At 54.8% G+C, this 24,322-nt stretch carries 18 protein-coding genes and 2 pseudogenes; 12 read left to right on the plus strand and 8 right to left on the minus strand.

The genetic code is table 11. The features are described 5' to 3' along the window. Window positions 1–6 precede the first annotated feature (6 nt). The 6 genes and pseudogenes from ACXKZD_RS19715 to ACXKZD_RS19740 all read left to right on the plus strand — a co-directional run bounded on the left by ACXKZD_RS19715 (window position 7) and on the right by ACXKZD_RS19740 (window position 5,786). Window positions 7–780 (plus strand): (S)-acetoin forming diacetyl reductase, encoded by a 774-nt coding sequence (locus tag ACXKZD_RS19715; RefSeq protein ID WP_050680277.1) that lies wholly within the window; start codon window positions 7–9, stop codon window positions 778–780. A gap of 205 nt (window positions 781–985) precedes the next feature. Then, window positions 986–2,437 carry a flagellin N-terminal helical domain-containing protein gene (locus ACXKZD_RS19720; RefSeq protein WP_072014610.1) on the plus strand — a complete coding sequence of 484 codons (1,452 nt, stop codon included), beginning with the start codon at window positions 986–988 and terminating at the stop codon, window positions 2,435–2,437. 341 nt (window positions 2,438–2,778) lie between these two features. Then, window positions 2,779–4,092 carry a CitMHS family transporter gene (locus tag ACXKZD_RS19725; protein ID WP_031292261.1) on the plus strand — a complete coding sequence of 438 codons (1,314 nt, stop codon included), beginning with the start codon at window positions 2,779–2,781 and terminating at the stop codon, window positions 4,090–4,092. 167 nt (window positions 4,093–4,259) lie between these two features. Continuing rightward, window positions 4,260–5,099 (plus strand): annotated as a pseudogene (locus tag ACXKZD_RS19730) (MBL fold metallo-hydrolase). A gap of 184 nt (window positions 5,100–5,283) precedes the next feature. Further along, the gene (gene yefM / locus ACXKZD_RS19735) at window positions 5,284–5,535 is read left to right on the plus strand and encodes a YoeB-YefM toxin-antitoxin system antitoxin YefM (protein ID WP_010256861.1); all 252 of its coding nucleotides are present in this window, start codon (window positions 5,284–5,286) and stop codon (window positions 5,533–5,535) included. Next, the gene (locus ACXKZD_RS19740; RefSeq protein WP_010256862.1) at window positions 5,532–5,786 is read left to right on the plus strand and encodes a Txe/YoeB family addiction module toxin; all 255 of its coding nucleotides are present in this window, start codon (window positions 5,532–5,534) and stop codon (window positions 5,784–5,786) included. The genes yefM and ACXKZD_RS19740 overlap by 4 nt, the downstream gene beginning before the upstream one ends. 55 nt (window positions 5,787–5,841) lie before the next feature. Here ACXKZD_RS19740 and ACXKZD_RS19745 read toward each other — a convergent pair whose 3' ends face one another. Further along, window positions 5,842–8,388 (minus strand): excinuclease ABC subunit UvrA, encoded by a 2,547-nt coding sequence (locus tag ACXKZD_RS19745; protein WP_307618621.1) that lies wholly within the window; start codon window positions 8,386–8,388, stop codon window positions 5,842–5,844. Window positions 8,389–9,051: 663 nt separating this feature from the next. Here ACXKZD_RS19745 and ACXKZD_RS19750 point away from each other — a divergent pair. The 3 genes from ACXKZD_RS19750 (at window position 9,052) to ACXKZD_RS19760 (ending at window position 10,991) form a co-directional block, all read left to right on the plus strand. Beyond that, a complete protein-coding gene (locus ACXKZD_RS19750; protein WP_050680293.1) occupies window positions 9,052–9,510 on the plus strand; it encodes an STM2901 family protein in 459 nt (152 codons plus the stop codon). Further along, window positions 9,504–9,797, plus strand: a complete 294-nt coding sequence (locus tag ACXKZD_RS19755; protein ID WP_050680272.1) for a DUF1493 family protein — start codon at window positions 9,504–9,506, stop codon at window positions 9,795–9,797. The genes ACXKZD_RS19750 and ACXKZD_RS19755 overlap by 7 nt, the downstream gene beginning before the upstream one ends. Before the next feature lie 73 nt (window positions 9,798–9,870). Further along, window positions 9,871–10,991 (plus strand): IS3 family transposase gene (locus tag ACXKZD_RS19760; protein ID WP_488982103.1). Its coding sequence is split into 2 segments (ribosomal slippage): window positions 9,871–10,129 and window positions 10,129–10,991, totalling 1,122 coding nucleotides; the frame shifts between segments, so codons are not numbered across the junction. A 213-nt stretch (window positions 10,992–11,204) separates the two neighbouring features. Here the strand turns inward: ACXKZD_RS19760 and ACXKZD_RS19765 are convergent. Next, window positions 11,205–12,683, minus strand: a complete 1,479-nt coding sequence (locus ACXKZD_RS19765; protein WP_061902429.1) for a YsnF/AvaK domain-containing protein — start codon at window positions 12,681–12,683, stop codon at window positions 11,205–11,207. A gap of 286 nt (window positions 12,684–12,969) precedes the next feature. Then, a complete protein-coding gene (locus ACXKZD_RS19770; RefSeq protein ID WP_129063459.1) occupies window positions 12,970–13,539 on the minus strand; it encodes a pyridoxamine 5'-phosphate oxidase family protein in 570 nt (189 codons plus the stop codon). A gap of 259 nt (window positions 13,540–13,798) precedes the next feature. On the opposite strand from ACXKZD_RS19770, the gene ACXKZD_RS19775 reads away from it, so the two are divergent. Further along, a complete protein-coding gene (locus ACXKZD_RS19775) occupies window positions 13,799–14,383 on the plus strand; it encodes a GNAT family N-acetyltransferase (RefSeq protein ID WP_010671972.1) in 585 nt (194 codons plus the stop codon). 55 nt (window positions 14,384–14,438) lie between these two features. On the opposite strand, the gene ACXKZD_RS19780 is transcribed toward ACXKZD_RS19775, so the two are convergent. From ACXKZD_RS19780 to ACXKZD_RS19790, 3 genes and pseudogenes are all read right to left on the minus strand, one after another. Further along, window positions 14,439–16,574: a putative bifunctional diguanylate cyclase/phosphodiesterase gene (locus tag ACXKZD_RS19780; RefSeq protein ID WP_263054610.1), complete on the minus strand. Its 2,136-nt coding sequence runs from the start codon at window positions 16,572–16,574 to the stop codon at window positions 14,439–14,441. A 405-nt stretch (window positions 16,575–16,979) separates the two neighbouring features. Continuing rightward, window positions 16,980–17,219 (minus strand): hypothetical protein, encoded by a 240-nt coding sequence (locus ACXKZD_RS19785; protein ID WP_010256895.1) that lies wholly within the window; start codon window positions 17,217–17,219, stop codon window positions 16,980–16,982. A gap of 361 nt (window positions 17,220–17,580) precedes the next feature. Further along, window positions 17,581–18,584: pseudogene (locus tag ACXKZD_RS19790) on the minus strand (methyl-accepting chemotaxis protein). Between the two features lie 347 nt (window positions 18,585–18,931). Between ACXKZD_RS19790 and ACXKZD_RS19795 the strand changes: the two are divergent. Next, a complete protein-coding gene (locus ACXKZD_RS19795) occupies window positions 18,932–20,713 on the plus strand; it encodes a sensor domain-containing diguanylate cyclase (protein ID WP_029519685.1) in 1,782 nt (593 codons plus the stop codon). 24 nt (window positions 20,714–20,737) lie between these two features. Here the strand turns inward: ACXKZD_RS19795 and ACXKZD_RS19800 are convergent, their stop codons facing one another. Then, complete coding sequence (locus tag ACXKZD_RS19800; protein ID WP_201500463.1) at window positions 20,738–22,321, minus strand: sensor domain-containing diguanylate cyclase; 1,584 nt, start codon at window positions 22,319–22,321, stop codon at window positions 20,738–20,740. A gap of 397 nt (window positions 22,322–22,718) precedes the next feature. Beyond that, window positions 22,719–22,892: a hypothetical protein gene (locus ACXKZD_RS19805; protein ID WP_010256913.1), complete on the minus strand. Its 174-nt coding sequence runs from the start codon at window positions 22,890–22,892 to the stop codon at window positions 22,719–22,721. A 518-nt stretch (window positions 22,893–23,410) separates the two neighbouring features. On the opposite strand from ACXKZD_RS19805, the gene ACXKZD_RS19810 reads away from it, so the two are divergent. Further along, complete coding sequence (locus ACXKZD_RS19810) at window positions 23,411–24,322, plus strand: GNAT family N-acetyltransferase (protein WP_010256914.1); 912 nt, start codon at window positions 23,411–23,413, stop codon at window positions 24,320–24,322.

The following is a 24,322-nucleotide window of genomic DNA, read 5'->3' on the forward strand; positions in this document are numbered from 1 at the left end:
ATCATGATGAAAAACAGAGTGGCATTTGTGACCGGCGCAGGCCAGGGCATTGGTGAAGCGATCGCCCTGCGTCTGGCGAAAGATGGACTGGCGGTTGCAGTAGCCGATTTTAATCAGGAGACCGCACGCCAGGTCGCGGAGAAGATCAACCAGCAGGGTGGCAAAGCGATTGCGCTGAAAGTCGATGTCTCGCAACGTGATCAGGTGATAGAAGCGGTAGAAGAGGCGCGCCGCACGCTGGGCGGCTTTGACGTCATCGTCAATAATGCCGGTATTGCGCCCTCCACGCCGATTGCTGAGATCACCGAAGCGGTGGTCGACAAGGTCTACAACGTCAATGTCAAAGGAGTGATCTGGGGCATGCAGGCCGCGATTAAAGCGTTTGCTGCAGAAGGTCACGGCGGCAAAATCATCAACGCCTGTTCTCAGGCGGGTCATGTCGGTAATCCGGAGCTGGCAGTTTACAGCTCCAGTAAGTTTGCCGTGCGCGGCCTGACGCAGACCGCTGCGCGCGATCTGGCACCTGCCGGCATCACGGTTAACGCCTTCTGCCCTGGCATTGTCAGAACACCGATGTGGGAAGAGATCGACCGCCAGATCTCTGAAGCAGCCGGCAAGCCCGCCGGCTACGGCACCGAGGAATTTGCGAAACGCATTACGCTGGGACGTCTTTCTGAACCGGAAGATGTGGCTGCCTGCGTCGCCTACCTGGCCAGTCCCGATTCCGATTACATGACCGGTCAGTCGCTGTTGATTGATGGCGGCATGGTGTTTAACTGATCTTCGTTCGCCTGCTGCGTCATCGCGTGGCAGGCGTTTTTCCTGACCGGGTTGAACCGTTAATTTTTTTTATCTGAAAAGCGGTTAACCATCAGCCTCTTGACCGTCTGCCCCCGTATTTCCTGCCTTTTTGTCGCCACAGAGATTAAAGCTGCTTATCACCCTGCCGATAAAACAGAGACTCCTCTCCCTGTTCGAAGCGACCATGTTAACGATCAACCATAACGAAACCGCCGCGATTACGAACAAAACGCGGTACAGCACTGACTCTGTTCTGGGACGAACGGTTGAACGGTTATCATCAGGGATGAGAATTAACAGTGCCAAAGATGACGCGGCAGGTCAGGCGATTGCCAACCGCATGACGGCCAATATCAACGCCGATGCGGTGGTAGCGCGTGGCCTCAATGACGCCATCAGCTATTCCCAGACCGCCAGTGGCGGCCTTGGCAGTATCGTCGATCTGCTGATCCAGGCGCGCACCCTGTCGGTCCAGGCAGCCAACGGCACGCTGTCGGACGCCGATCGACAGAGCATCAACGGCCAGTATCAGCAGATTATGGCAGGCATCAATGAAGTGGCAAACCACACCGAGATTTTTGGCCGCTATCCACTGGCGACTAATAATCCCGATCTTCCCCCTGCGAAACTGGGTAACGTTGACCCTATCAACACGAAGTTTCCGGTGCCCGGCAAGAATTACTCCTTCACCTCGGGCGTGATTCCGCTGGCCTATATCCCGGCAGGCTCGACGGCGATAAGCATCACCATCGACTCACTGGGTATGGATGACGATCTCCAGCTCTTTACCCGCGACGGTAAACACCTGGTCGGTACACCACTGGACGGCAGTGCGCCTGATTACACCTGGGCCAGCAAAAGCATCACTAATGCGGCTACCGCGGATAGTCGCCTGCTGACCAGCAGTAACGGATTTGCCAGCGGTGCGGCTTATGACAGCTCGCAGTTGCTGGAGGGCGGCCCGAGCTGGACGCTGGCAGGCAGTAACAGCAGCACCTACAACGGCATGAACATCACTTACAGCGGTGACGGCGATCGCTATGAGGATGTCGCCAGCGGCGATTTCAACAACGGCACCATCACCAGTAACCGGCTTGAGCGCATCACGCTGGATACCGTCAGCGAGGATTTGATTGTGGTGGTGGTGGGCAATGGTTCCTTCACCGGTAATCTGACCTGGGGAAATCTGCCGGAACCCAAAAGCCTGCCTGCAACGCCGCCGAAGAAGAGCGAACCTATGGAGGTGGTCACCAGCGCCGATTACGGTCAGCCTATTCAGTCGGATACTATTCCGGCAACGCCATCGGATACCAAAACGCTGGGGCTGAACAACACAACGCTGCTTACAGAGGGCGATATCTCAACCACCATGAAAGCACTGGATAGCGCGCTCGAGAAGATCAGCGGTTATCAGTCGACCTATGGCGCAAAGATCAACCGTTACGAATCGAACCGTAATGTGTTATCGCAGCAGGGTGTGGATAGCTCAGCGGCTCGCAGCCGCATACAGGATGCGGACTATGCTGAAGAAGCAAGCCAGCTGGCACGCAGCCAGATTATTCAGCAGGGTCAGACGGCCGTCAGCAAAATGGCGAATAAAACCCCTGAGATGATTATTCAGCTGTTAGGCAGCTAATAACGTTAACTGGCTGAGCATCAAGGCTCAGCCGGTTACCCTGTTTCTCCACCACTCTACTACCCGCCTGATTCAGCCCCCAGCTGGCCCGAAACCCCGGTTACACTTCGACACCCTTTGATCTCAGTCACACAATCTCGTTTAAGAACCGTTTAAAGATGATCATGATCACCCTTCTTTGTTAAAGAAATGCTAAATACTGACAACTATTTATTATCATCTTTGAATGCAGGGTTAATTAAAACAACAGGTTAATCATTACCACGCTAAGTAATTACCTGAATTTTCCTGCCGGTATGTAACTTTTTCATTACTTTTCCGCCATTGCGAGGGCTGTTAATTTGCTGACGATACTGGGTTTTTCCATGGTTGTTTGCTTCATGTATCTGATCATGACCAAACGCATGTCAGCCTTGATTGCGCTGATCCTGATACCAACCATATTTGCGCTGATTGGCGGTTTTTACGCAGGCCTGGGTGCCATGATGCTGGACGGCGTCAAAAAGCTGGCCCCTACCGGCGTGATGCTGACCTTCTCCATTCTCTATTTCGGTCTGATGATCGATGCCGGATTGTTTGACCCACTGGTGCGCTTTATTCTTCGGATGGTGCGCGGTGACCCACTGAAAGTGCTGGTCGGAACGGCGGTACTAACGCTGCTGGTTTCGCTGGATGGTGACAGCTCTACCACTTACATGATCGCCATTGCCGCATTCCTGCCGCTCTATCACCGGCTGGGCATGAACGTGCTGATGATGACCTGTCTGGTGAACCTTGCCAGCGGCATCATGAACCTCTCACCCTGGGGAGGTCCGACAGCCCGTGCCGCGGCGGCACTGCGCATTGACGCCCTTGATATCTTTATTCCGATGCTGCCAGCCATGCTGCTGGCCTGTGCCAGCCTGGTGGCGATGGCGGTGCTGTTTGGCCTGCGTGAGCGTAAGCGCCTTGGCGTGATGACCATGAAAGATCACCATCTCGACAACATTGAACTGGGGCTGGGCGATGCCGAAGAGTGCGCAGCCAATCGCCGTCCGAAAATGTTCTGGCCTAACTTCATCCTGACCACCGTGCTGCTGGTGCTGCTGGTGATTGGTTTAATGCCGATTCAGATCCTGTTTATGCTGGCGTTTGCGATTGCGGTGATGCTCAACTATCCCACGCTGGAGGAGCAGAAAGCCCGCATCAGCTCCCATGCCGGTAACGTGCTGGCGGTGACCGCATTAATTTTTGCCGCCGGTATTTTCACCGGCATCCTCTCCGGCACCGGCATGGTTGACGCCATGGCGAAGAGTCTGCTGGCTGTGATCCCGCCCAGTTTCGGCCCTTTCCTGGCGGTGTTCACCGCGTTGGTCAGTCTGCCGTTTACCTTCTTTATGTCGAATGATGCCTTTTACTTCGGCATTCTGCCGGTTATCGCCCAGACGGCGGCCAGCTACGGCATTACCGCAGAAGAGATTGCCCGCGCTTCTATTGTCGGCCAGCCATTCCACCTGCTGAGTCCGCTGGTGCCGTCAGTCTACCTGCTGGTGGGTCTGGCGAAAGTCGACATCGGCGACCACCAGCGCTTTGCAATTAAGTGGGGGATTCTGGTCAGTCTGGTGCTGATGGCGGGCGGTCTGCTGACCGGTGCTTTCCCGCTGTTCCACACCTGATAATCCTTTGCTTTATGGCGGATAACCGGCAATTTTTCCCGGTTATCCGCTTCACCGCTCCGCCTACTGCGTCATCCCTCTCTACACTCTATAGCCAGGCTGATGTGCTACGCGCCGGACAGGCCGTAGCCTCTCAGAGATATCCCCATTGCCCCTATGGAGGCCCGATGAAAATTCACCACCTTAACTGTGGCTGTATGTGTCCGCTGGGCGGCGCGTTCTATGATGGATTCAGTTAAGGCCTGAAAGCACATCTGGTCTGTCACTGTCTGTTGATTGAGACGGATCGCGACGGGCTGGTGCTGGTGGATACCGGCTTTGGTCGCCAGGATATCCATACGCCCGGCAGCCGCCTGTCCGGCTTTTTCCGCGCATTAAACAATATTCAGCGCCGCGATGAACTGACCGCACTGTCACAGGTTACGTCACTGGGTTTCCGGGCTGAGGATGTGCGGCATATTATTCTGACCCATCTCGACTTCGATCATGCTGGCGGACTAACCGATTTTCCGCAGGCGCGAATCCATCTGTTGCAGCAGGAGGTTGATACCGCGCATCAGCGCCATAGCTGGCTGTCACGGGAACGTTACCGGCCCGGACAATGGGGTGGGATCAGCAACTGGGAAACCTATCAGCCGCAGGGAGAAAAGTGGTTTGGTTTTGAGGCGGTTAATCGCCTGCGTGACTTACCGCCGGAGATCTTGTTAGTTCCGCTGGCGGGCCATACGCCGGGTCACGCGGGTATCGCGATTCAGCAACCCGATGGCTGGCTGCTGCACGGCGGCGATGCCTGGTTTTACCGCGGCGAAATGCGGCAGCAGACACGGCACTGCACGCCAGGACTGCGCTTTTACCAGTGGATGATGGGCATGGATAACGTGGCCAGACGACACAATCAGCAGCGACTGCGTGAGCTCTCCTGCCAGCGCGGCGGAGAAATCACCTTTTTTTGCAGTCATGATGCCCGTGAGCTGGATGCGTTACAGGTTAATGCGCCGCTGCGCTGATGAGAAAATACCCGTATTCACTGATTCGAGCAGCATGGTGACCGGATGAAAACTCAGGGTTATGGTTTGTCAGGGGCCTGTTACTTTGTCGCTTTCGCGATTTCATATCCAGTCTTCTCACTTAAGCTTCCTTGTCATAGCTTATCATTGTACAATGATTTGTATTACTTACTACGGAGGTACTATGAGAGCAATCAGTTACAGCGAAGCCCGACAGAATCTGTCTGCCACTATGGTTCAGACAGTTGAAGATAAAGCGCCGGTATTGATCACTCGCCAGAACGGTGAATCCTGCGTGCTGATGTCGCTTGAGGAATATAACTCACTGGAAGAGACGGCATACCTGCTGCGGTCACCTAAAAATGCGCGCAGGTTGATGGATTCTATCGAAAGCCTGCAAAGCGGTAACGGGACTGACAGGGATATTATTGAGTGAAACTAACCTGGTCCGCAGAAGCCTGGGAAGATTATCTCTACTGGCAGGATGCCGATAAAAAAACCGTTAAAAAGATAAACGAGCTGCTCAAAGATGCCAGCAGGACGCCTTTTGAAGGCAAAGGAAAACCCGAGCCGTTAAAGCATAATCTTGCAGGTTTCTGGTCACGCAGAATCACGGCAGAACATCGGCTGGTGTACGCTGTCAGCGGGGATGCTCTATTGATTGCCTCATGCCGTTATCATTACTGACGGGCTCAGGAGCTTGCGCCTGAGCCCTTACAATGCACCAGTTTCAGCGGCGTAATCATCCACCGCAATCCGGATCGCCCGCCCTCTTTTTCAGCTGTGCGGAAAGCCAGGGTGCAGTCAGACTCTCTGCAGATGCGCTGACCTCTTCCGGTGAGCCGGAGGAGACAATCCTTCCTCCTTTAAGACCCGAGCCGGGACCCAGATCAATCACCCAGTCCGCCTCTGCCACTATGCGCATGTTGTGTTCCGCCATGATCACGGTGTGACCACGCTTCACCAGTTCATCCAGCACTACCAGCAGCTTATCCATGTCAGACGGGTGCAATCCTGTCGAAGGTTCATCAAGCAGATAAAGCGTGGGCGTACGCTGGACCCGCTGCAGCTCCCAGGCAAGCTTGATACGCTGGCACTCGCCGCCAGAGAGTTCAGTGGCGGGCTGACCCAGGGTCAGATATCCCAGCCCCAGCGACGTCAGTGCCTTAAGCGAACGCTGGATCCCGTCATGCCCATGAAACACCTCAGTGGCGTCGTCCACGGTCAGATCAAGCACATCCGCTATCGTCAGGTTGTTCCATTTCACCTCCAGCGTTTCGGGGTTATAACGGCTTCCCGCGCAGACGGAACAGGTTGCGGTAGCGCTCGGCATGAAGAGCAGCTCAATCGAAATCTGTCCCTGCCCTTCACACGCAGGACAGCGTCCGGCTGGCAGATTGAAGGAAAACCGGCTAGCGCTGAAGCCTTTGGCTTTCGCCGCGTCGGTGTCTGCAAACAGCCTGCGGACGATATCGAAAAATCCGGTGTAAGTGGCCAGATTTGAGCGTGGCGTCCGGCCAATAGGACGCTGATCGATTCTGACCAATCGGCCGATGGCGTCACTTCCGCTGACAACCTGACCCTTAACGTCCGGCACCAGATCCTCTTCCTCGCCCTCCTCGATGTCAGGCGTTTTGTCAAAACGTCCGAGCATTTCCGGAAGCACGCGATTCAGCAGCGTCGATTTTCCGGAGCCGGACACGCCGGTGATGGCCGTCATTCTCCCCAGTGGGATGGCGATATCCACTCCGGCAATATTGTTGCAATAGACCTGTTCAAAGCAGAGCCAGCTCTCTGCGGGCCGGCGCTGGCGCAGCCCGGTATAGTTTCGTGAGAAAAGATAGGCCGAGGTGGGTGACGCACTGACTTCTTCAAGTCCTGCTGGTTCGCCGTTATAGACGATCTCGCCGCCATGCGTTCCCGGACCGGGGCCGACCTCGATAAGCCAGTCTGCCTCGGCGATGAGGTCAATATTATGTTCGACGACCACCAGCGAATTACCGGCACGCACCAGGTTCTTCAGGGATGCGAGCAGCGATTTGACATCATCGGGATGCAGCCCGGCTGACGGCTCATCCAGCACATAAAGCACGCCAAACAGCCGCGATATCAGCTGAGTGGCCAGACGCACGCGCTGCAGCTCGCCGGATGAGAGTACGGTGGTACGGCGTCCCGGCGCCAGATGACCCAGACCCAGCGTTTCCAGCTGCTCAAGCCGCATACAGATATCCGACGCCATCCGGATGACCGCCTCACGCAGTGCCGCCTCTGCCGGCAGGTCCGGCGATGCGCCACGTGCATAAGGCTTCAGCAGTTCAGCAAGCTCTGAGACCGACAGCTCACTCAGGCTGGCAATGTCATGACCGGCAAAGGTCACGGATAGCGCATCCCGGTTTAGCCTTTTACCGTGGCATTCAGAACAGGGAGTGACCGTCACAAAGCGCGCCAGCCGTTTCTTCGTCGTCTCGCTGCCACCCGAATAACTCTGCAGCACGATTTTTGCTGCACTGGTGTACGTGCCGGTATAAGCCGGCTCTTCGCCTGTCGCCAGCGCTTTTTCACGCTGCTCAGCATTCAGACCGACAAAAATCGGCACCGATGGCTGTTCGTCAGTCAGCAGTATCCACTGCTGATCACGGGCTGAAAGCGTATTCCAGGGCGCATCGACATCGTAGCCGAGCGTTTCAAGGATGCTGCGCAGATTTTTGTTATGCCAGCCTCTGGGCCAGGAAGCGATAGCTCCCTGGCGGATGCTCAGTGAGCCATCCGGCACCATCGACTCGGTTTTAACGGTGTGCACTCTTCCCAGTCCCTGGCAATGCGGACAGGCACCTTCAGGATTGTTAGGCGAGAAAAAATCGGCGGTCATAAAGGGAACGCCTTCAGGCCTTACGCCCGCACGGGAAAACAGCAGACGCAGCGTGACAGAAATTCGGGTGAGGCTGCCCACCGTTGAACGCTCCTGCGCGCCAGCCCGGCTCTGCTGAAGCGCCACCGCGGGTGGAAGTCCGTCAATATTATCCACATCCGGTGCAGCAGCCTGATCGATCAGACGACGGGCATGTGGCGACACCGATTCGATAAACCGGCGCTGGGCTTCCGCATAGAGGGTATCAAAGGCGAGGGACGATTTACCGGAGCCTGAAACCCCGGTGAACACCACCATGGCGTTACGGGGAAATCGCAGCGAAACATCTTTGAGATTATGTGTTCTTGCACCCTGTACCGAGATATAAGGATCAATGTGCTCATCAGCACGGTAATGATCGGCGTTGCGTTGTTCTGTCATGATTTCCCTGATTGATAATGCACGGCAGATTCACGATCGCCTGCCGTTAATGACTAAAAATTGCAGATGCTAATCCGGCGTTCAGGCTATCCGGCCCGCTTTGGGAATAGAAACAACAGCAAGGGTAGTCAGGGATCGCGGTCTGCACAACGCGAGGGGGGTTCATCGCTTCGTGGCAGCACAGACTGGTAACCAGCGTGTACAGGAAGCCTTCTTATCTCTTAAGAAAACCCTGGAGCAAACTTAAATAAGGCAAAGCCGTCACTAGCAAATCGCTTATGTGACTCTAATGTAGATTCCTGTGGTATCGATAAATGCAGGTCTATGTAAGGTATGGATATAGACAATGGGAAATGTTTAATACCCCAGGAACCTTTCTATAACCTTTATCTCTCTATGGCCAGGTATGCGCCCCAGAGTGCCTGATGATGCCCCGCTCCCGTTATTCAGCGCGCTGACGGCATAAAAAATCATTTAAGACATAAGGATAGCGAAACCATGCCCATTTCTGAAATGATGCCGCGAGTGCCTGCAGGGAGATGAGGTGAAATTACCGTTTTTTATTATCCTGTCCCAGACCGTCAGGTTGTCAAGCATGAACGCGCGAGGTATTGTTTAAAAAGCATCAGGATGATGAATGAAGTGAACTTGTGGGAGCTGGCAGTGGATACGACTGAAGAACTCAATAACACCTATTTCTACGCAGGCAGACCGAACCTCACCGCTGGTGAGCTCTTTTTCATGATTTTCTGTGAAGAAGTCGCTGAACAGCTGGACATTGATGACTTCGGAGCGATCGTGGCCATCCTGTCTGGACGTAATGTCCTGACTACCCGCACCAAACCGCGCGATGCTCTCAAGGGTACCTCCTATGCCTCACGGGCAGCACGCAGAGTATTCCCTAACGCCAAGTTTCCTTTCGGCATACAGCTCCCCACCATCGTAGGGGGATACCCGCCCCGGACCGCGCGTATACTTTTTACGCATAAGCTCAGCACCTTTGTCGGTCGGGCGATACCCGTCGTGGGCTGGGTGATTCTGGCCAGAGACGTTGCCGATATCAGTTTCAATTCAGTCAGACTGTACAATGCCATCGCTCGCAGGAAGGATAAGTTATGGTAGATGACACCCAGGCACGCGTAATGGCACTCATTGAGCCATGGAACGGCCGATCTCTGATGACATTCCGAAAAAAAACACTCACGCCTGAGATGTCGCTTAATCAGGACATGAAGCTTGACCCGGAGGACGCTGCGGAATGCCTTCAGAACGTCTTCGATGCGTTTGGAATAGATTCTGATCAGGTGACTTTCAGCCTCTACTATCCAAAAAACCCGCGCGAGGCCATCCCTCTTACTATCGGGATGGTAATCGAGTCAGCCCGTGCCAGGCGATGGTGCTATGACTGATATGACCTGCTCCCCGTTGATTAGTACACCCCGATGTTAGTAATGTCTTCATAAGCCACATGAAGCCATCCCCATGAAGAAGCGTTTCTCCGACGAACAGCTCATCAGTATTCTCCGCGAGGCCGAAGCCGGGGTTTCGGCTCGGGAACTCTGCCGCAAGCATGCTATTTCAGACGCTACTTTCTACACCTGGCGCAAGAAGTTTGGCGGCATGGAAGTCCCTGAGGTAAAGCGGCTTAAGTTACTTGAAGAGGAGAACGTCCGCCTTAAGAAGCTGCTCGCCGAAGCCATGCTGGATAAGGAGGCGCTTCAGGTGGCTTTGGGTCGAAAGTTCTGACGACAGACCAGAAGCGGGAAGCCGTGGAAGTCATATGTGATGCAACGGGTCTGTCGCAACGTCGTGCCTGCAGGCTGGCAGGTCTGTCTCTTTCAACCTGCCGTTATTCAGCTCAGCGTCCGGCTGCTGACGCGCAGCTATCTCTACGCATCACAGAGCTGGCACCTGAACGCCGTCGCTTTGGTTACCGGCGGATCTGGCAGTTATTGCGTCGTGAGGGCCTTCACGTCAACCACAAGCGGGTATACCGCATTTATCACCTCAACGGCCTGAGTGTGAAGCGCAGACGATGCCGTAAGGGTCTGGCGAATGAACGACTTCCGCTGCTTCATCCGGATGTGCCCAATCTGACATGGTCGATAGATTTTGTCATGGATGCACTTGCCAGCGGCCGCCGGATTAAGTGCCTGACCTGCGTGGATGATTTCACGAAGGAGTGTCTGACGATCACCGCCGCTTTCGGTATTTCAGGCGTTCAGGTCGCTCGTATTCTGGACAGCATCGCGCTTTTTCATGGCTACCCGGCAATGATAAGAACCGATCAGGGCCCGGAATTTACCTGCCGCGCACTCGATCAATGGGCTTTTGAGCATGGCGTAGAGCTGCGACTTATCAAGCCGGGTAAGCGAATGCAGAACGGATTTATTGAGAGTTTTAACGGACGCTTTCGCGATGAATGCCTGAATGAACACTGGTTCAGCGATATTGTTCATGCCCGGAAAATCATTAATGACTGGCGGCAGGACTATAACGAGTCCAGACCTCATTCATCGCTGAATTATCAGACGCCGTCTGAATTTGCAGCAGGCTGGAGAAATGGAAAATCAGAAGGTGAACAAACCGACATTACTAACTGATCGTTGTATCTAATACTAGGGGCAGGTCACGAATAACGTACACACACTTAAGACGAGAGCTCTATACAACTTTCAATGTGGCCATTCTCCGTCAACGGGTGTCAGGTCTAAGTGATGCCATTAAATTGCCTACAGAATTTCAGTGTGATTTATGAAAAAAACCCGTCTGCGACGGGTTTTCAGGCATAGAAGGCGACAATAACCGCTCCGGCATTACGGCTTTTTAAACTTGTCTTCGACTTTCTCTTTCGCTTCTGCGATTTTATCACCAGCTTTCTCAGCAAAACCCTCTTTATGCGCTGGCTCGCTGCCTGGCGTTACCGGACGAGTGTCGTGGTCAGCGCGGGCCTGACGTGTGCTTTCAAGCAACGGATCGGCCACAGTACGATTCCCGGTCAGCCGGTCTGCACCGAGAGGATCTGTACTGGCATGGTCAATATCCACTTCCTGACGGCGTACCGAATCGTTGATAGTTTCAACCCGATCGCTTGTCTCTTTGCGTAACACCACCTCTTCAATGATCTCCGCGGTCTTATTAATTACGGGCTGCTCATGCGTCTCTTCCACTTCGACAGTTTTTTCAGACCAGTCAACATGAGTGGGTGAACCTGATTCATTCACCGGACGACGGAAGATTGCGGCGTGCTGCTCATGCAGCGAGACATTTTCTGAGACCTGATCGGTGACAGTGTAGCGACGAACGCGGGTTGAACCTTCACTTACCAGACGTTTACCCACTTCCAGTCGCTCCTCGGCCAGACGCAGTACATCCTCGTCACTTTCGTCACCGGTCAGGGCGGTACGGGCAGCGCCACGATGGGCAGGATCGTTAGAGAGCGGATCGACGGCGGCATTATCCTGAAGCGTTCCACTGGCAGGTGCAGTCAGACCATCACTGGTCGCGTAACCGGGCGCGTAATCATCGGGCAGCGCCGCACTGCGCTCGGTAAGTTCTTCATGTGCATCAAGGATGCCCAGGGCGCGAGGTAACTCATCTTCATCGGCCCGCAGCGACAGCACTACTCCGCCGGTTCGCATCGCGTCTTCATACACTTCGGCCTGATCCTCCTCCAGCGTATTGCCGAACAGGCGTTGCCAGAAGCCAGGGTGACGGGCCTCCTGACCTTCGGTACGCAAACGATCACCGGAGATGATATCAATGTCATCATCCAGGAACCCGGCCTTGATCAGGTTACGCTTTGCACCCTCTGCCAGTGAGATATTGCTGAACATTGTTACGATTGTTTCACGCGCCATGTTGTGTTCCTCGGTGATGGATTCGGACGGCTCTGAATAGGGTGTTCGGGTCAGGTGAGCGTGCTGTTTGCGCAGGGAGACGACCTGTTCTGTCGCTTCCTCACTGACAACTTTGCGGATATGCCACTCCTCTTTCAGCACCAGATGACGAACGATCTCGATTTCCTCTTCAACGACAGGAATGATCAGAACGCCATTTTCTTCACGGATCTCCGGCATCTCAGCCAGCCGTTCCGATTTAGGAATGCGTTCTATTTCCGCCGTCTGGTGCCGGAGCATCAGCGCAATCTTCTGCTGATGCTCAGTGACCTGTCGGGTAACCCTGACATGACCGTCGATGACCCGCTGTTTTGAGACCTCAACGGTTTCCTCCGCCAGGCTTAGCACCTGGTCGCTACCCTCTGACCCTGGTTTTTCAGGAGGTTGATTGTTCATGTTTAACCTGCCTGTGATACAGAGCGATCATTTGTACTTTTCTTTACCTTGAGCATAAGTCACTGCTTTTCGGTTAGTTAAAGCCTGGCACAAACAATGCCAAAAGACAGGAAAAAGCAGAAAAAAGCCATTATAAGAAGATAACGTGGTGCTAAAATCGATTAAGCGGTGCGGCAGATAAAAATCAGATAACGAAGCGGCAGACAGTGAAATCTCTTTTATCGCATACGCAAAAAGAGGATCAATCAGGTGTTAACCCGACCCGAAGTGAATCAGGCATATCGGGTCAGGGGTTGAGCCATTCGCTTTCCTGCAACTCGCCGTTAGCCGAATAGCGAAACAGGGCGCGCTGATTTTCGTTTCGATGAAGCTGATAGGCGTCCAGCACACTGGCCTGCAAAATCACCACGCCAAAACGGGATTCCCCGGTTTCCGCTGCCGTCGCATCAGACGTCTCGTTAGCCGTTGTCCGCGCTTCCCCAGGAGGTCCGCCGGTGTAAGTCTGCCGCGTGTGCTGCGGTAACGCACGCCAGGCTGCCCGGGCAACATCACTTCCCGCCGCATAACACGCAACCCGCCCTGCCAGCCGCAACTGCAGGCGACGCTGATGGCAATATCCCACCACGGTGACCTGCGGATTCGCCGCCATCTCCTGCCACTTCGGGCTGCGAACATCCGTATGAAATGTCAACATCCGGCGGTCGTCGGCACACTGGCGCAGAACCACGGTGCGCGCCTGAGGTTGCAACAGAGCATCGACCGTACAGAGCATCAGATAACGAAATCCGGCCTGCGGATCGGTCGCAGATTCCTGCAGCCCAGCCCAGGCTGCTGCTTCAAACGTTTTCAATTCCATGGGGATTACTCTCATCAGGATCAATTTTCAGCCATCTGGCTAAAAGCGTAGCAATGAAGTGGGCAGAAGGCCTGACAGCGCAGCGATAAGAGCAAATGTGGCAGCGGGAGCTGGACAATGCACGAGACCAGGAGCTGGTGAAATAGCGTCGGGATTGCGGGATACCTCGCAGAGCGGCAAAAGCGCGTCCCGCCAGTCAGCCACTCTGTGTTATTTTTGCGCCATCGCCACAGAGATCCGATCCGCAGGGAGTTGCACGATGACAACTGAAGAGTCTGCTAAAGTACCGGCTGAAATACCGCTGAAAGTCACCTCGCCGCGCCTGACTTATCGGCCACTTCGGCAGGAAGACTGGCCCTTCTATCTGGCAGTCAGTCAGGATAGATCGGTGATGCAGTACATCAGCGATCCGCGCAGCGCTGAAGAGATCAGAACCCACTCATTTGATGTCCGCCTGCCCGCCTGGTACAAGGGCTGCAGGCACTGGCTCTGTCTGGTTATCGGAGAAAAAACATCCGGTGCTCCGGCTGGCTTTTGCGGGTTTATCGATCGTGGAGAGGGTATTGCGGAGTTTGGCTTTATTCTGGCCGCAGATGCGCAGGGCAAAGGCTACGGCAGCGAGTCTCTGCATGCCATTATCACGTTCTGCTTTGAGCAACAGGAATACCGCAAACTGATCGCGACGGTGACAGCAGGCAATGCGGCCTCACGCCGGACCCTGATTTCAGCGGGCTTTGTGCAGGAGGGGACGTTGCGGCAGAACTTCTTCCTCAACGGCCAGTGGCAGGATGACTGGATCTTCGGCTTGCTGAAACAGGAATACCAGCCCGCACACTCACCCTGAGGCGCAGACCATCAGCGTCGGGCATCCTCCGCTACGCTCGCCACAATCAGACCGATTAGCGTGGCGTAACGTCATAACCGCTGGCGATAGCGATAGCGGGCGCACTGTGCTCCTCTCCGCACAGCATCGCCTCAAAGTCCGCCGGCGTCAGTGGCTGGCACAGGCCATTGCCCTGCATAATGTCGCATCCGGCGGCCGTAACAAAAGCGATCTGCTCTTTGTCTTCCACCCCTTCGGCGGCCACCCGGATTCCCAGGCTTTTGCCGAGCGCGGTAATGGCCCGGAACATCATACGCACCCGCATGCTGGAACCCAGCTCGTGCGTCATCGACTTATCGATTTTAAAACCCGTCACAACGCTATAGCGCAGCAGGTTAATCGCCCCCAGCGTACGCCCGTAATGATCGATAACGAACGAGGCTCCCGTTCGGCGTACGGCGTCAACCTGAACCGGCATATCCTGCATCAGCACGGCCAGCAGTGGCTCATCCACTTCCAGCTCAACAAAACCGGCATCGCCTCCGGCACTCTCACGTATTACCGTCTCCAGGCTGTTCCCTGCCAGCTGGCGCGGAAACAGGTTAATGCTGACGCGAAGCTGAGGAGAGCGAACCTGCCACTGCCGGACCTGTGCCAGAGCACTGCGGATGATCCATTCACCCAGCGTGACTGAAAGCGGACTTTTAACCAGCATGCCGATAAATTCAGCCGGCAACAGCAGCCCGCGCGTCGGATGCTGCCAGCGCACCAGTGTCTCGCAGCCAATAAGCTTTCCGCTTTCAACGTCGTAGCGGGGCTGATAGTAAAGAGTGAACTGCTGCTGCCGCACCGCCGTTTCCAGTTCGCGCTCAAAACGGCGCCGCTGCTGCTCCGCTTCACGAAACGCGGGCATAAACAGCATGCTGCAGCCTTTACCCGACGCTTTGGCGCGATAGAGCGCCAGATCAGCGGCGGACATCACCGAAGAGGGATCCCTGCCGTGCTCCGGATAGGAGGCGATGCCGGTGCTGGCACCGACCACCACCGGTGAGTCGTGATAGCGGAACGGCGTCTGAACGGCCGCAATCAGTTTCTCCGCCGTGATCGCCGCCTCTGCGCTGCCGCCCGCTAACAGGATCACAAATTCATCACCGCCCAGGCGCGCAGCCGTCACGGCACTGGCGCACACCGCACGAATCTGTTCGGCAACGTGGCACAATAACGCATCGCCTGCAGCATGCCCCAGCGTATCGTTAACCTCTTTAAAACCATCGAGATCGGTCATCAGTAACGTATAGGGGACGCCCGCCCTGGTCAGCTGGCCGACCTGATCCATAAACGCGCTGCGGCTGGCGAGACGTGTCAGCATATCCAGTGAGGCCAGCTCACAGAGCCGCGCCTCACTCTCATAGCGGGCCGTGACATCGCGGATGATCATGCCCACCAGCCGTTCGCCCTCTTCACGCCAGCCCGAAAAAGAGACCTCTGCCGGAAATTCACGACCTTCACGCGTGACACCCCATATCTGCAAAGAGCGTGGGTGCGAGATAGCTGCTTCGTCAGAGGTAATCCGGACCAGTTCATTACGGTAGTCAGTCTGACAGCGAGCAGGGATCAGCTCACTGATATACTGGCCGCGCATCTCCTCTGCGCTGTAGCCGAACAGCGCGGTGGCGGCCGGGTTCCAGAAGGTTATGCCACGCCGAAGGTCGGTGCAGACAATGGCGTCAGGCGAAGTGGATGAGATCGCCTCGAGTCGCTGCTGGCTGGTGTAGCGCAATAACTCCAGACGATGCATCTCCATGCGATCCATCACCAGTGCAGCAATATCGTTCAGATGCTTTCGATCCTCTGCAGTTAACGGCTCACGAGGATGGCTGTCGGTCAGGCAGACCGTGCCAATATGATGCCCATCAGGGGTCGAGAGCGGGATTCCCGCGTAAAAGCGGATAAAGGGGTAGCCGTGAACCAGCGGACTGTCGCGGAAGCGCGGATCTTTCAGCGTATCGGGCACGCAGAGGATATCGCCCTGCGCCAGCGTATGGTGGCAGAAGGCGACGTTGCGTGCCGTACCTGAAATATTTAAACCGTACCGGGAGGCGAAGAACTGCCGCTTTTCGTCGATAAGCGAGACAAAAGCGACCGGCACCCGAAACAGCCGCGCGGCAAGCGTAGTGAGGCGATCCAGCGCATCGGTCGGCGGTGAATCCATCAGATGATACTGCTTAAGTGCGTCGAGGCGAGCCGCCTCGGCATCATGATAAACTGGACGTTTCAGCGTAACTCTCCTCTGATGTTATCTGCTGTGGCTGGCCTGACACAGTATAAAGAGGACACGTTCAATCAGACAGAACGCGCAGAGTTCGCTGCCGATCCGTTGCCGGAAGAAAGGCCCGTCAGTAAACCCGGCAGCAACAGGTTGCTGCGCTGAGCCCGATAAAGATGACACCGCAGACAGCGAGGCATCAGTTAACACGTTATCCCTGCCAGAGAGGGTGCGGCGGACCGCCCAGTATTATCTGGCCAGAGCATATCAGACAGGCGGTAATGCGCCTCGCTTAGCTCTGTATATCGGCCCGACATGACTTTACTTAAGAGAAAACAGAGGATGAACGCCTTACTTTTTCAGCTTTGGTACCAGTTGATAGTGCGGATGCTCTCCGGCGAGCAGCATCAGCAGTTCATACTCTCCCTGACTGAGCAGCGCAGGATTTTTCGATGCTTCTTTCGTCTGCCAGACACGCTGGCTAAGATCGAAACGCTCGGCTGCAATCTCCTGAGAGAGACCGGCCGCAAGGCGCAGCTCACGCACGTTGTGCTGGACGGCGACAGGCCGCTGTAAAATCTGATTTCCCATATAAACGCTCCGCATACGGTGCCCCGGCGAGATGGCCGGGCGGAAGTACACGCCTGCGGCCAAAACATAAATTTGAGTTAAGTTTTAACAGCCCGGCGTTTTACACTTATCAGGAAAGCGTAACGCACCAGTAAAAACAGAGAAAATAACCTGAATTATATTTAAATCGCTGCCCGGATAATTTTTGCACCGCTGAGAATAGTAATTGCCATTCTGAATGGTGGCGTTGATCGAATGATGATCAACGTCAATCACAGTCACAAAAAATGACCGTTTCATCCCTCTTTTAAAAAGAGTGAATATTAATCGTTATTCCGTGCCGGACAGACATTATCTACAGTTCAGAAAAAATACGTTCAGGCTATGCCCGCGCAAACGTTGCCCAGCCGCCTTTTTCATCAGGCGTGACGCGTTTAGGCTCTACGGCAAGAGGGTGATGCGGCAGGGTAAAGCGCGTAATCACGCTGCCCAGCGTTTCAGTCTGTCCACTGAGACTGCCTGCCGTCGCCGAAACCTGCTGAACCAGCGTCGCATTCTGCTGCGTTACGCGGTCAAGTTCTGCAACGGCGACCGTGACCTGGGCAATCCCTTTACTCTGTTCATCCGAAGCCAGCGCAATCTGTCCGAAATCTCCTCCATGCTGGCTGCGGTCTGCTCCAGCGCAGCAGCCTGAGTGGATGTCCGGTCGGAGAGATCGGCGTTACCCGCAGCAATGTCCCCCGCTTCACGATGAAGAATGGCTGCGTTGTCTCGGATAGCGCTGACCGTCTGCAACAGACTGTGCTGCATCTCTTTGACCAGCGGCACCAGTTGCCCGACACAGTTGCGCCCCAGATCTTCCGGCTCGCGCGTCAGATCGCCATCGGCAATAATTTTTAAATGACCGCGAATTTTACCTACCGGACGCACCAGATGGACGACCAGATAGCGGTCACAAAACAGCAGCAACGCCACTGCCGCCAGCAGTGCTGCCAGCAATACTCCCTCAAGCCGATGCCGGTCAGCCTTCAGGGGTGCCTGATTCCGTGCCAGCTGCTGCGTCACCTTGTCCAGCTGCGCACGTGCAACCGTTGCGTATTCTGAGGGGGTTGTCGTAAGTGCCGCGCGGACGTTATCCCAGTCAGCATCGGCCGGGGTTGAGGCGACGAGCGCGTTTTTATCGGCTGACGTACCGCTCTGCATGACGATAGCGCTGTGCGCCAGAAAGCTCAGTTGCTGCGTCAGAACGGCTGAACGATCGGTTTGACGAAAGATATCGCGCACGACCTGGCTGCTGTAGCCACCGGCCAGCACGACGATGCCCAGTGAGACGATCATCATCCACAGCACAACGCGGCGGATAGTGAAATGCCTGAGTGAATTCATGAGGTTTCCCCGATGTTGTCATTGGTGTAGTTAAAATTAAATAAAAAATAAGTTACGTCATCTACTTTAGTGCATTATTATATAGTGCACTATGTTTATACTCTGTATACTGGCAGGATATTTAAGAAATTAAAAGTTTTTAACGACAAAATAATAGAATCGTGATTACTAAAATATTTCGTTAAAGAAAAGTGATTTGCTATTCTGACCAGCAATGCCGTGCAGTGTGATAAAAAATAAATGGTCATGACTCTTTCTTTTTGCAGAATTTGCCTGTAGTCATGACATCATACCCTTCAATTTTTCTGTTTAATTTCGCGCCGTAATCAGCCGGTGCGGAGGAATCCATGCTTATGAGTCTCAGCGACGGCGACGATTGCCGTACGCGAACCCTGCACGCGCTGCGCAGTAACGACGAAAGTCGTGACGATGTGTTGCGACAGTTCGTCCGACTGGCCAGCCAGGCACTCGGTATACCCGGCAGCTTTATCTCCGTACTGGATGATGAGATGCAGCATGTTAAGGCTGCGCAAAATTTCACACTCACTCAATCCTCCCGGCAGGACTCGCTCTGCCGGCATGCAGTGGACAGTGACAGCACCGTGGTAGTACCCGATACGTTGCTGGATACCCGCTTTGCTGAGCATCCGCTGATTGTTGGCGCGCCTTTTATTCGCTTTTATGCCGGCGTACCGCTTAAAAGCAGCACAGGTCTGATACTGGGTACGCTGTGCGTGACTGACACCGCGCCTCATCCCTTTAATGCGGATCAGGTCGCCATGCTGAAGATGCTGGCGGCACTGGTGATGTCATTTCTTGAGGCCTGGTACTCGGCTGGCTTTGCCGACCCGGTAACCGGTCTGCCCAACCGCCAGCGTCTGATTCGCGACCTGCAGTTTCTTGCCGCCTCCGGTGACACCACGCCACGGCGGCTGGTGCTGATTGACTGTATCGATATGCCGCGCGCCTACGAGCTTGCGCGCTCAATGGGCATGGGACCGGTTGAAAGCCTGTTGAAAGATGTGGCGACACTGCTGCCGCTGCGCCTGAGGCCTGCGCCAGGAGAGATGCTCTACACCGTAGCCACCGGGCGCTTTGCCCTGCTGACACGTCAGGAGAGCAGACTCACTGCCAACTGGGTGGCAAACAAGCTGGCCGGGATCAGCGCGGATCTCGGCGATGGGCTGTCGGTTGCACTGATGACCCACACCGGTGAGGCGAGTTTCAATACCGGGGAGATGCCTGCCCAGGAGATCCTGCGGCGTGCGGTCAGCGCGCTGCACGAGGCCATCACACGCGACGTCGCCTCGATGCCTTTCAGCGAGGCCACTGATACGCGCCATACGCAGGACTTCACCCTGATGCATGACCTGGCCATCGCGATACGCCAGGATAAGGGGTTATGGCTGGCGTATCAGCCTAAAATCTGTCTGCACAGCGGCAAGCCAATTGGCCTGGAGGCCCTGATCCGCTGGCAGCATCCGCAGCGCGGCGAACTGTCTCCTGCACAGTTTTTACCCTTTGCCGTGCAAACCGAGCTGCTCAGTGAACTGACCACCTGGGTGACAGAGCACGCAATCGCCCGGCTCTCCCGGCTGCGCAACAGCTATATTCAGTTGCCCATCACCATTAACGTCAGCAGCAGCGATTTTTCACGTGACGGTTTTGCCGACGAGCTGGAAGAACAGATGATCAGGGCGAAGCTCCCGGTTTCGCTGCTGGGCATTGAGTGTCTGGAGACGGAACGGATTCTGGAGAGCGCGACCGCAATGCGGGGGCTTGAGATGCTGAAACTTCGTGGATTCGGTATTTCACTGGATGACTTTGGTACCGGCTACAGCAACATCAGTTATCTGCGGCGCATTCCGCTGGATGTGATCAAGCTGGACCGTTCACTGATCAGCGAAATTTCATCTGACACCGCATCGCGCGTCATCGCCCGCAGTATTATTGCGATGCTTAAAGATCTCGATTATATGGTGCTGGCTGAGGGCGTGGAGAATGCGGAAACCGTTACGGCGCTGACCGAGTTCGGCTGCGACCAGGCGCAGGGCTTTTTCTACTCCAGGCCGCTGCCGGAAGCGGCACTGGATGAGTGGCTCGGCTGGCGATTACGCAGTAAGTGCTGAGCCTGTCCCACCCACCCCGGAATCTTACCCGGCCGACCCAGACACGCTGGACCCCTCAGCTCCGGCAATGATGACGTTATTACGTCCGGCGGCTTTTGCTTCGTAAAGCGCTTCATCGGCACGCCGCAGCAGAGAGTCGCGATCGCTATCCTGATCGCTCCGCGAAGCCACCCCGGCTGAGATGGTCATCGTTCCGGCAAACGGAAAGGTGGTGGCGCTGACGGTCTCACGGATGCGCTCCGCGGTGCGGACGGCATCAGCCAGCGTGGTATGCGGCAGCAGCAGAATAAACTCCTCGCCACCAAACCGGCTGACGATATCGCCGGTACGACAAGCCTGACGCAGCAACGCTGCCAGGCTCACCAGAACCGCATCGCCCGCGTCATGCCCGTACCAGTCGTTTATCTTCTTAAAATGGTCAATATCAATGGCGATGGCACACTGTTCATGCTCACTGTCTGACTGCGCCGCCAGCGCCGAAAATCCGCGTCGGTTGCAGAGCCCGGTCAGCGGATCGGTCATCGCTTCATCGTTTAGCGCGGCAAGATGACCCGCAACGGCGTGCCGATGAGCCTGCACGGCTTCTTTGAGCCGATCAGCCTCGTAATACCAGGTTTTAACCGTGGCGAGAGATTCCGCCTGGGCTTCGCTGCCGCCATCGCGCACTCTGTCCGCCAGCTTTTCCAGTGGAGAGGCGATTCGACCGGCCATAAAGGCAATAATGGCCGCTGTTACGGCAATAATGCCCAGAACGAACCAGACGGCGCTTTCTGCCGTGCGCATCAGAATATGCCTGACCGTTTCAGAGGTGCCGGTAATAAAAACGTTCCAGCCGGTTTTATGCAGTGTGCCATAGCCGGTCAGATAGTGCTGCCCCTCACTCTCCAGCGTGAAATGCCCGCTTTCCGTCGTGGCGAGCCGTTTCTGCAGTGCCAGACTCAGCAGCATCTTTGTTCCGACGCGCGCCGCGTCATGACTGAAAATAATCAGCCCTTCATTGCTGACCACGCTGACCGTTGAACCATTGGAATAGAAATGCTGGCTCAGGATTTCGCTCAGCATGCTCTGTTTCTTGAGATAAATAGTCCCGCCAATGTAGCCCAGATAGCGGCCATCTTCGCTGAACAGAGGTTGTGATAAAAACACCACATAGTTACCGGCCGCAGAGGTAAAAGGAGCAGAGATAAAAGGCTTCTGGGTCGCTATGGCCTGCAGGCTGGCCGCCGAATGCAGCTTCACGCCAATAAGATTCAGACTATCGGGTGAGGTTGCTGCAATAATGGCATCATGATTTACCACCACCACCGAGTTGAAAAAGCCCGACTGCATTCGCAGGCGATCGCTCTCTCCTTCCAGTCGTTTAATATCACTAAGCCCCTTGATCTGCGACGCACTCCAGGCCAGTTCACGTTGCGCTGTCGCCAGGTAACGATCGGTGGTATCAGCCAGCTTGCGGGCATAGGCAATGTTCCCTTCAAGCAGACTGTCTTCGATGTTGGCCTTCTGAAAGAGCAGCAGCGCACTCAGCAGCAGACCGGAGGTCAGAATGACGCCCCCGATGGAAAGCAAAGTCAGCAGCGAGCGAAGGCGCATTTTTTCATGGGGCATTGCAGTCGGGATCCGGATTAAGTGTCATCTGAGTGTAACAGTAGACGTTTCACGTCAAGGGCCGAACAGAAGATGATTTACACAGGATCACGGCGCATTGCCGGCGCAGCACACAACCGTCCAGGCCTGCATAAAGGATTGTTTAGCGTTTCGATAGCCCTGATAAGCAGCAGCAGAAAATGATTAAGCGGTAATAATGATACTGAGCAGGCCGGTATCTGTGCAGATGACGCATTATTATTACTGTTGACCGTGATAACAACGCCATATGGTCGCTGAAAATAACGGGGCAGGCTCTGCCCCGTTTATCATTACGTTAAAAATATGCGTAGAACAGTTAAATAAAACCTGCATCAATAATAAGTAATTGTGCATCAGCCTTATCTTTTAAGCGAATTTAACGCCAGAACGATTTAATATAAGAGCGGCTGCTGAGCCTTTTAATAAAATGATGCGGACAGGTATAGCGGCGCCCTTCCCACTCCAGATTAAACCACTGAAATTCATCATTTTTAATTTTTTCCAGCAGGGTCATTGCCTGCATCGGCGTCTGAAAAGCATAAGCTTTCATCACGCCCTCCTGGGTGCATAAATCAATATGAACCATGTAACCCCCGGGTGTTAAAAAGATCGGACATTTTATAATTATTGAAAAGCCTCTTTATCATAATCCATTTATCGGCTGCCGATTATCTGATTCCGTATTATTTACGTAAAAATTTCGCATCTATTTCACATTTAAATTTTTGGGCAACCCTGCCTTATTTCATCAATTAATTTGACCATGTATACGAAATCCAGCCAGACCCGAATAGATCGTAACCCATGTTTAATGCAGCTCAGAGGGTGGCGACGATAAGCGATCGCAGAAGATGACGTATACCTGCTCACATTGTCAGCATTGCACCGTCTGGCAGGTCCAGAGCCGTCATGCAGAGGGGATGTAATGGTGCTGGCTGAGAGGTTGAGATGGTCATAAACAGAGCACATCGTTTACACTCTCATCAGCCTCATCTGCAATCCGGCAAAGGTACAGATGTATCGTGGAGAGAGGCAGGAGATCACTGACGGCGGGCAATAAGGAATCTTATGCTGGATTATATGGTGTCGCTCTACCGTACTGTTCCTGTCTCATCTGAACGTCTCAGCGACTGGCTTGCCAGCTGGCTGGCGCAGCAGCAGACACGATGCCACGATCACCATTTTTCTGCCGCCTTTCCATGGCGTGAAACCGGTCTGCCCCAGCACGCCTTTTTGCAGCGAGAACTGACGATAAACGGCCAGCGTTATCTCACCGGGCCGCGCTATCTGGGTGGCGATCCTGCACAGCCCTTTATTGAGGTTGTTGCGCGTGACGGCATCATCGATTACAGGGTCGCTAGCGCCATTATGCAGGCATGGCAGCCGCTGAAACCTCTGAAGCTGCGCATCCTGTTGCCTGCGACTTATCCTGACATCGGTATAACCGATCAACTGCTTTTCCTCAGCGACCTGGCTTCACTCTCTGTTCCTGTCGACGAAGATATTTCACTGGTGACAGCCCGCCGGAAGGATTATCCCGCCTGTATCACGGCGATTAACCGCGCCTATCGTGCCAGCTGGCACACGCTGCCGCATCTGCGCGATCAGCTACTGGCAACCAGCAGGCAGGAATTACGGGAGGATATCGCCGCGGGACATGTGTTTCTGATTATCTGGCAGGGAATAGTGGCAGGGCTGATGATTTGTGTCCCCCGGCGACTGACCTTTATTGAGGGGTTTCAGATTATGGATGAGGTGATTATGCCCGCTTATCAGGGCCGTGGACTCGCCGCGCGCGCTCAGCAGCGTTTGCTGCAGCAGCTTCATCATCATTATGGTGAGAAGGCACTGCTGACCGGTACCATTCTGCCCGGTAACACCCCTTCACTGCGCAGCGCGCAAAATGCCGGGCGACGCTGCGTGCTGAAATATCAGTTTTTTACCCCTGCCGATTTACGTGCGAGCCGACGGGCAATTTAA

This window comes from Pantoea sp. ABR1s (assembly GCF_057812235.1).

What these genes read in the sequence shown, in the direction of transcription:
- ACXKZD_RS19715 (WP_050680277.1), top strand. Translation starts at nt 7, where the DNA reads ATGAAAAACAGAGTGGCATTTGTGACCGGCGCAGGCCAGGGCATTGGT.
- ACXKZD_RS19720 (WP_072014610.1), top strand. Translation starts at nt 986, where the DNA reads ATGTTAACGATCAACCATAACGAAACCGCCGCGATTACGAACAAAACG.
- yefM (WP_010256861.1), top strand. Translation starts at nt 5,284, where the DNA reads ATGAGAGCAATCAGTTACAGCGAAGCCCGACAGAATCTGTCTGCCACT.
- ACXKZD_RS19745 (WP_307618621.1), bottom strand. Translation starts at nt 8,388, where the DNA reads ATGACAGAACAACGCAACGCCGATCATTACCGTGCTGATGAGCACATT.
- ACXKZD_RS19755 (WP_050680272.1), top strand. Translation starts at nt 9,504, where the DNA reads ATGGTAGATGACACCCAGGCACGCGTAATGGCACTCATTGAGCCATGG.
- ACXKZD_RS19765 (WP_061902429.1), bottom strand. Translation starts at nt 12,683, where the DNA reads ATGAACAATCAACCTCCTGAAAAACCAGGGTCAGAGGGTAGCGACCAG.
- ACXKZD_RS19770 (WP_129063459.1), bottom strand. Translation starts at nt 13,539, where the DNA reads ATGGAATTGAAAACGTTTGAAGCAGCAGCCTGGGCTGGGCTGCAGGAA.
- ACXKZD_RS19775 (WP_010671972.1), top strand. Translation starts at nt 13,799, where the DNA reads ATGACAACTGAAGAGTCTGCTAAAGTACCGGCTGAAATACCGCTGAAA.
- ACXKZD_RS19780 (WP_263054610.1), bottom strand. Translation starts at nt 16,574, where the DNA reads ATGGATTCACCGCCGACCGATGCGCTGGATCGCCTCACTACGCTTGCC.
- ACXKZD_RS19785 (WP_010256895.1), bottom strand. Translation starts at nt 17,219, where the DNA reads ATGGGAAATCAGATTTTACAGCGGCCTGTCGCCGTCCAGCACAACGTG.
- ACXKZD_RS19795 (WP_029519685.1), top strand. Translation starts at nt 18,932, where the DNA reads ATGCTTATGAGTCTCAGCGACGGCGACGATTGCCGTACGCGAACCCTG.
- ACXKZD_RS19800 (WP_201500463.1), bottom strand. Translation starts at nt 22,321, where the DNA reads ATGCCCCATGAAAAAATGCGCCTTCGCTCGCTGCTGACTTTGCTTTCC.
- ACXKZD_RS19805 (WP_010256913.1), bottom strand. Translation starts at nt 22,892, where the DNA reads ATGAAAGCTTATGCTTTTCAGACGCCGATGCAGGCAATGACCCTGCTG.
- ACXKZD_RS19810 (WP_010256914.1), top strand. Translation starts at nt 23,411, where the DNA reads ATGCTGGATTATATGGTGTCGCTCTACCGTACTGTTCCTGTCTCATCT.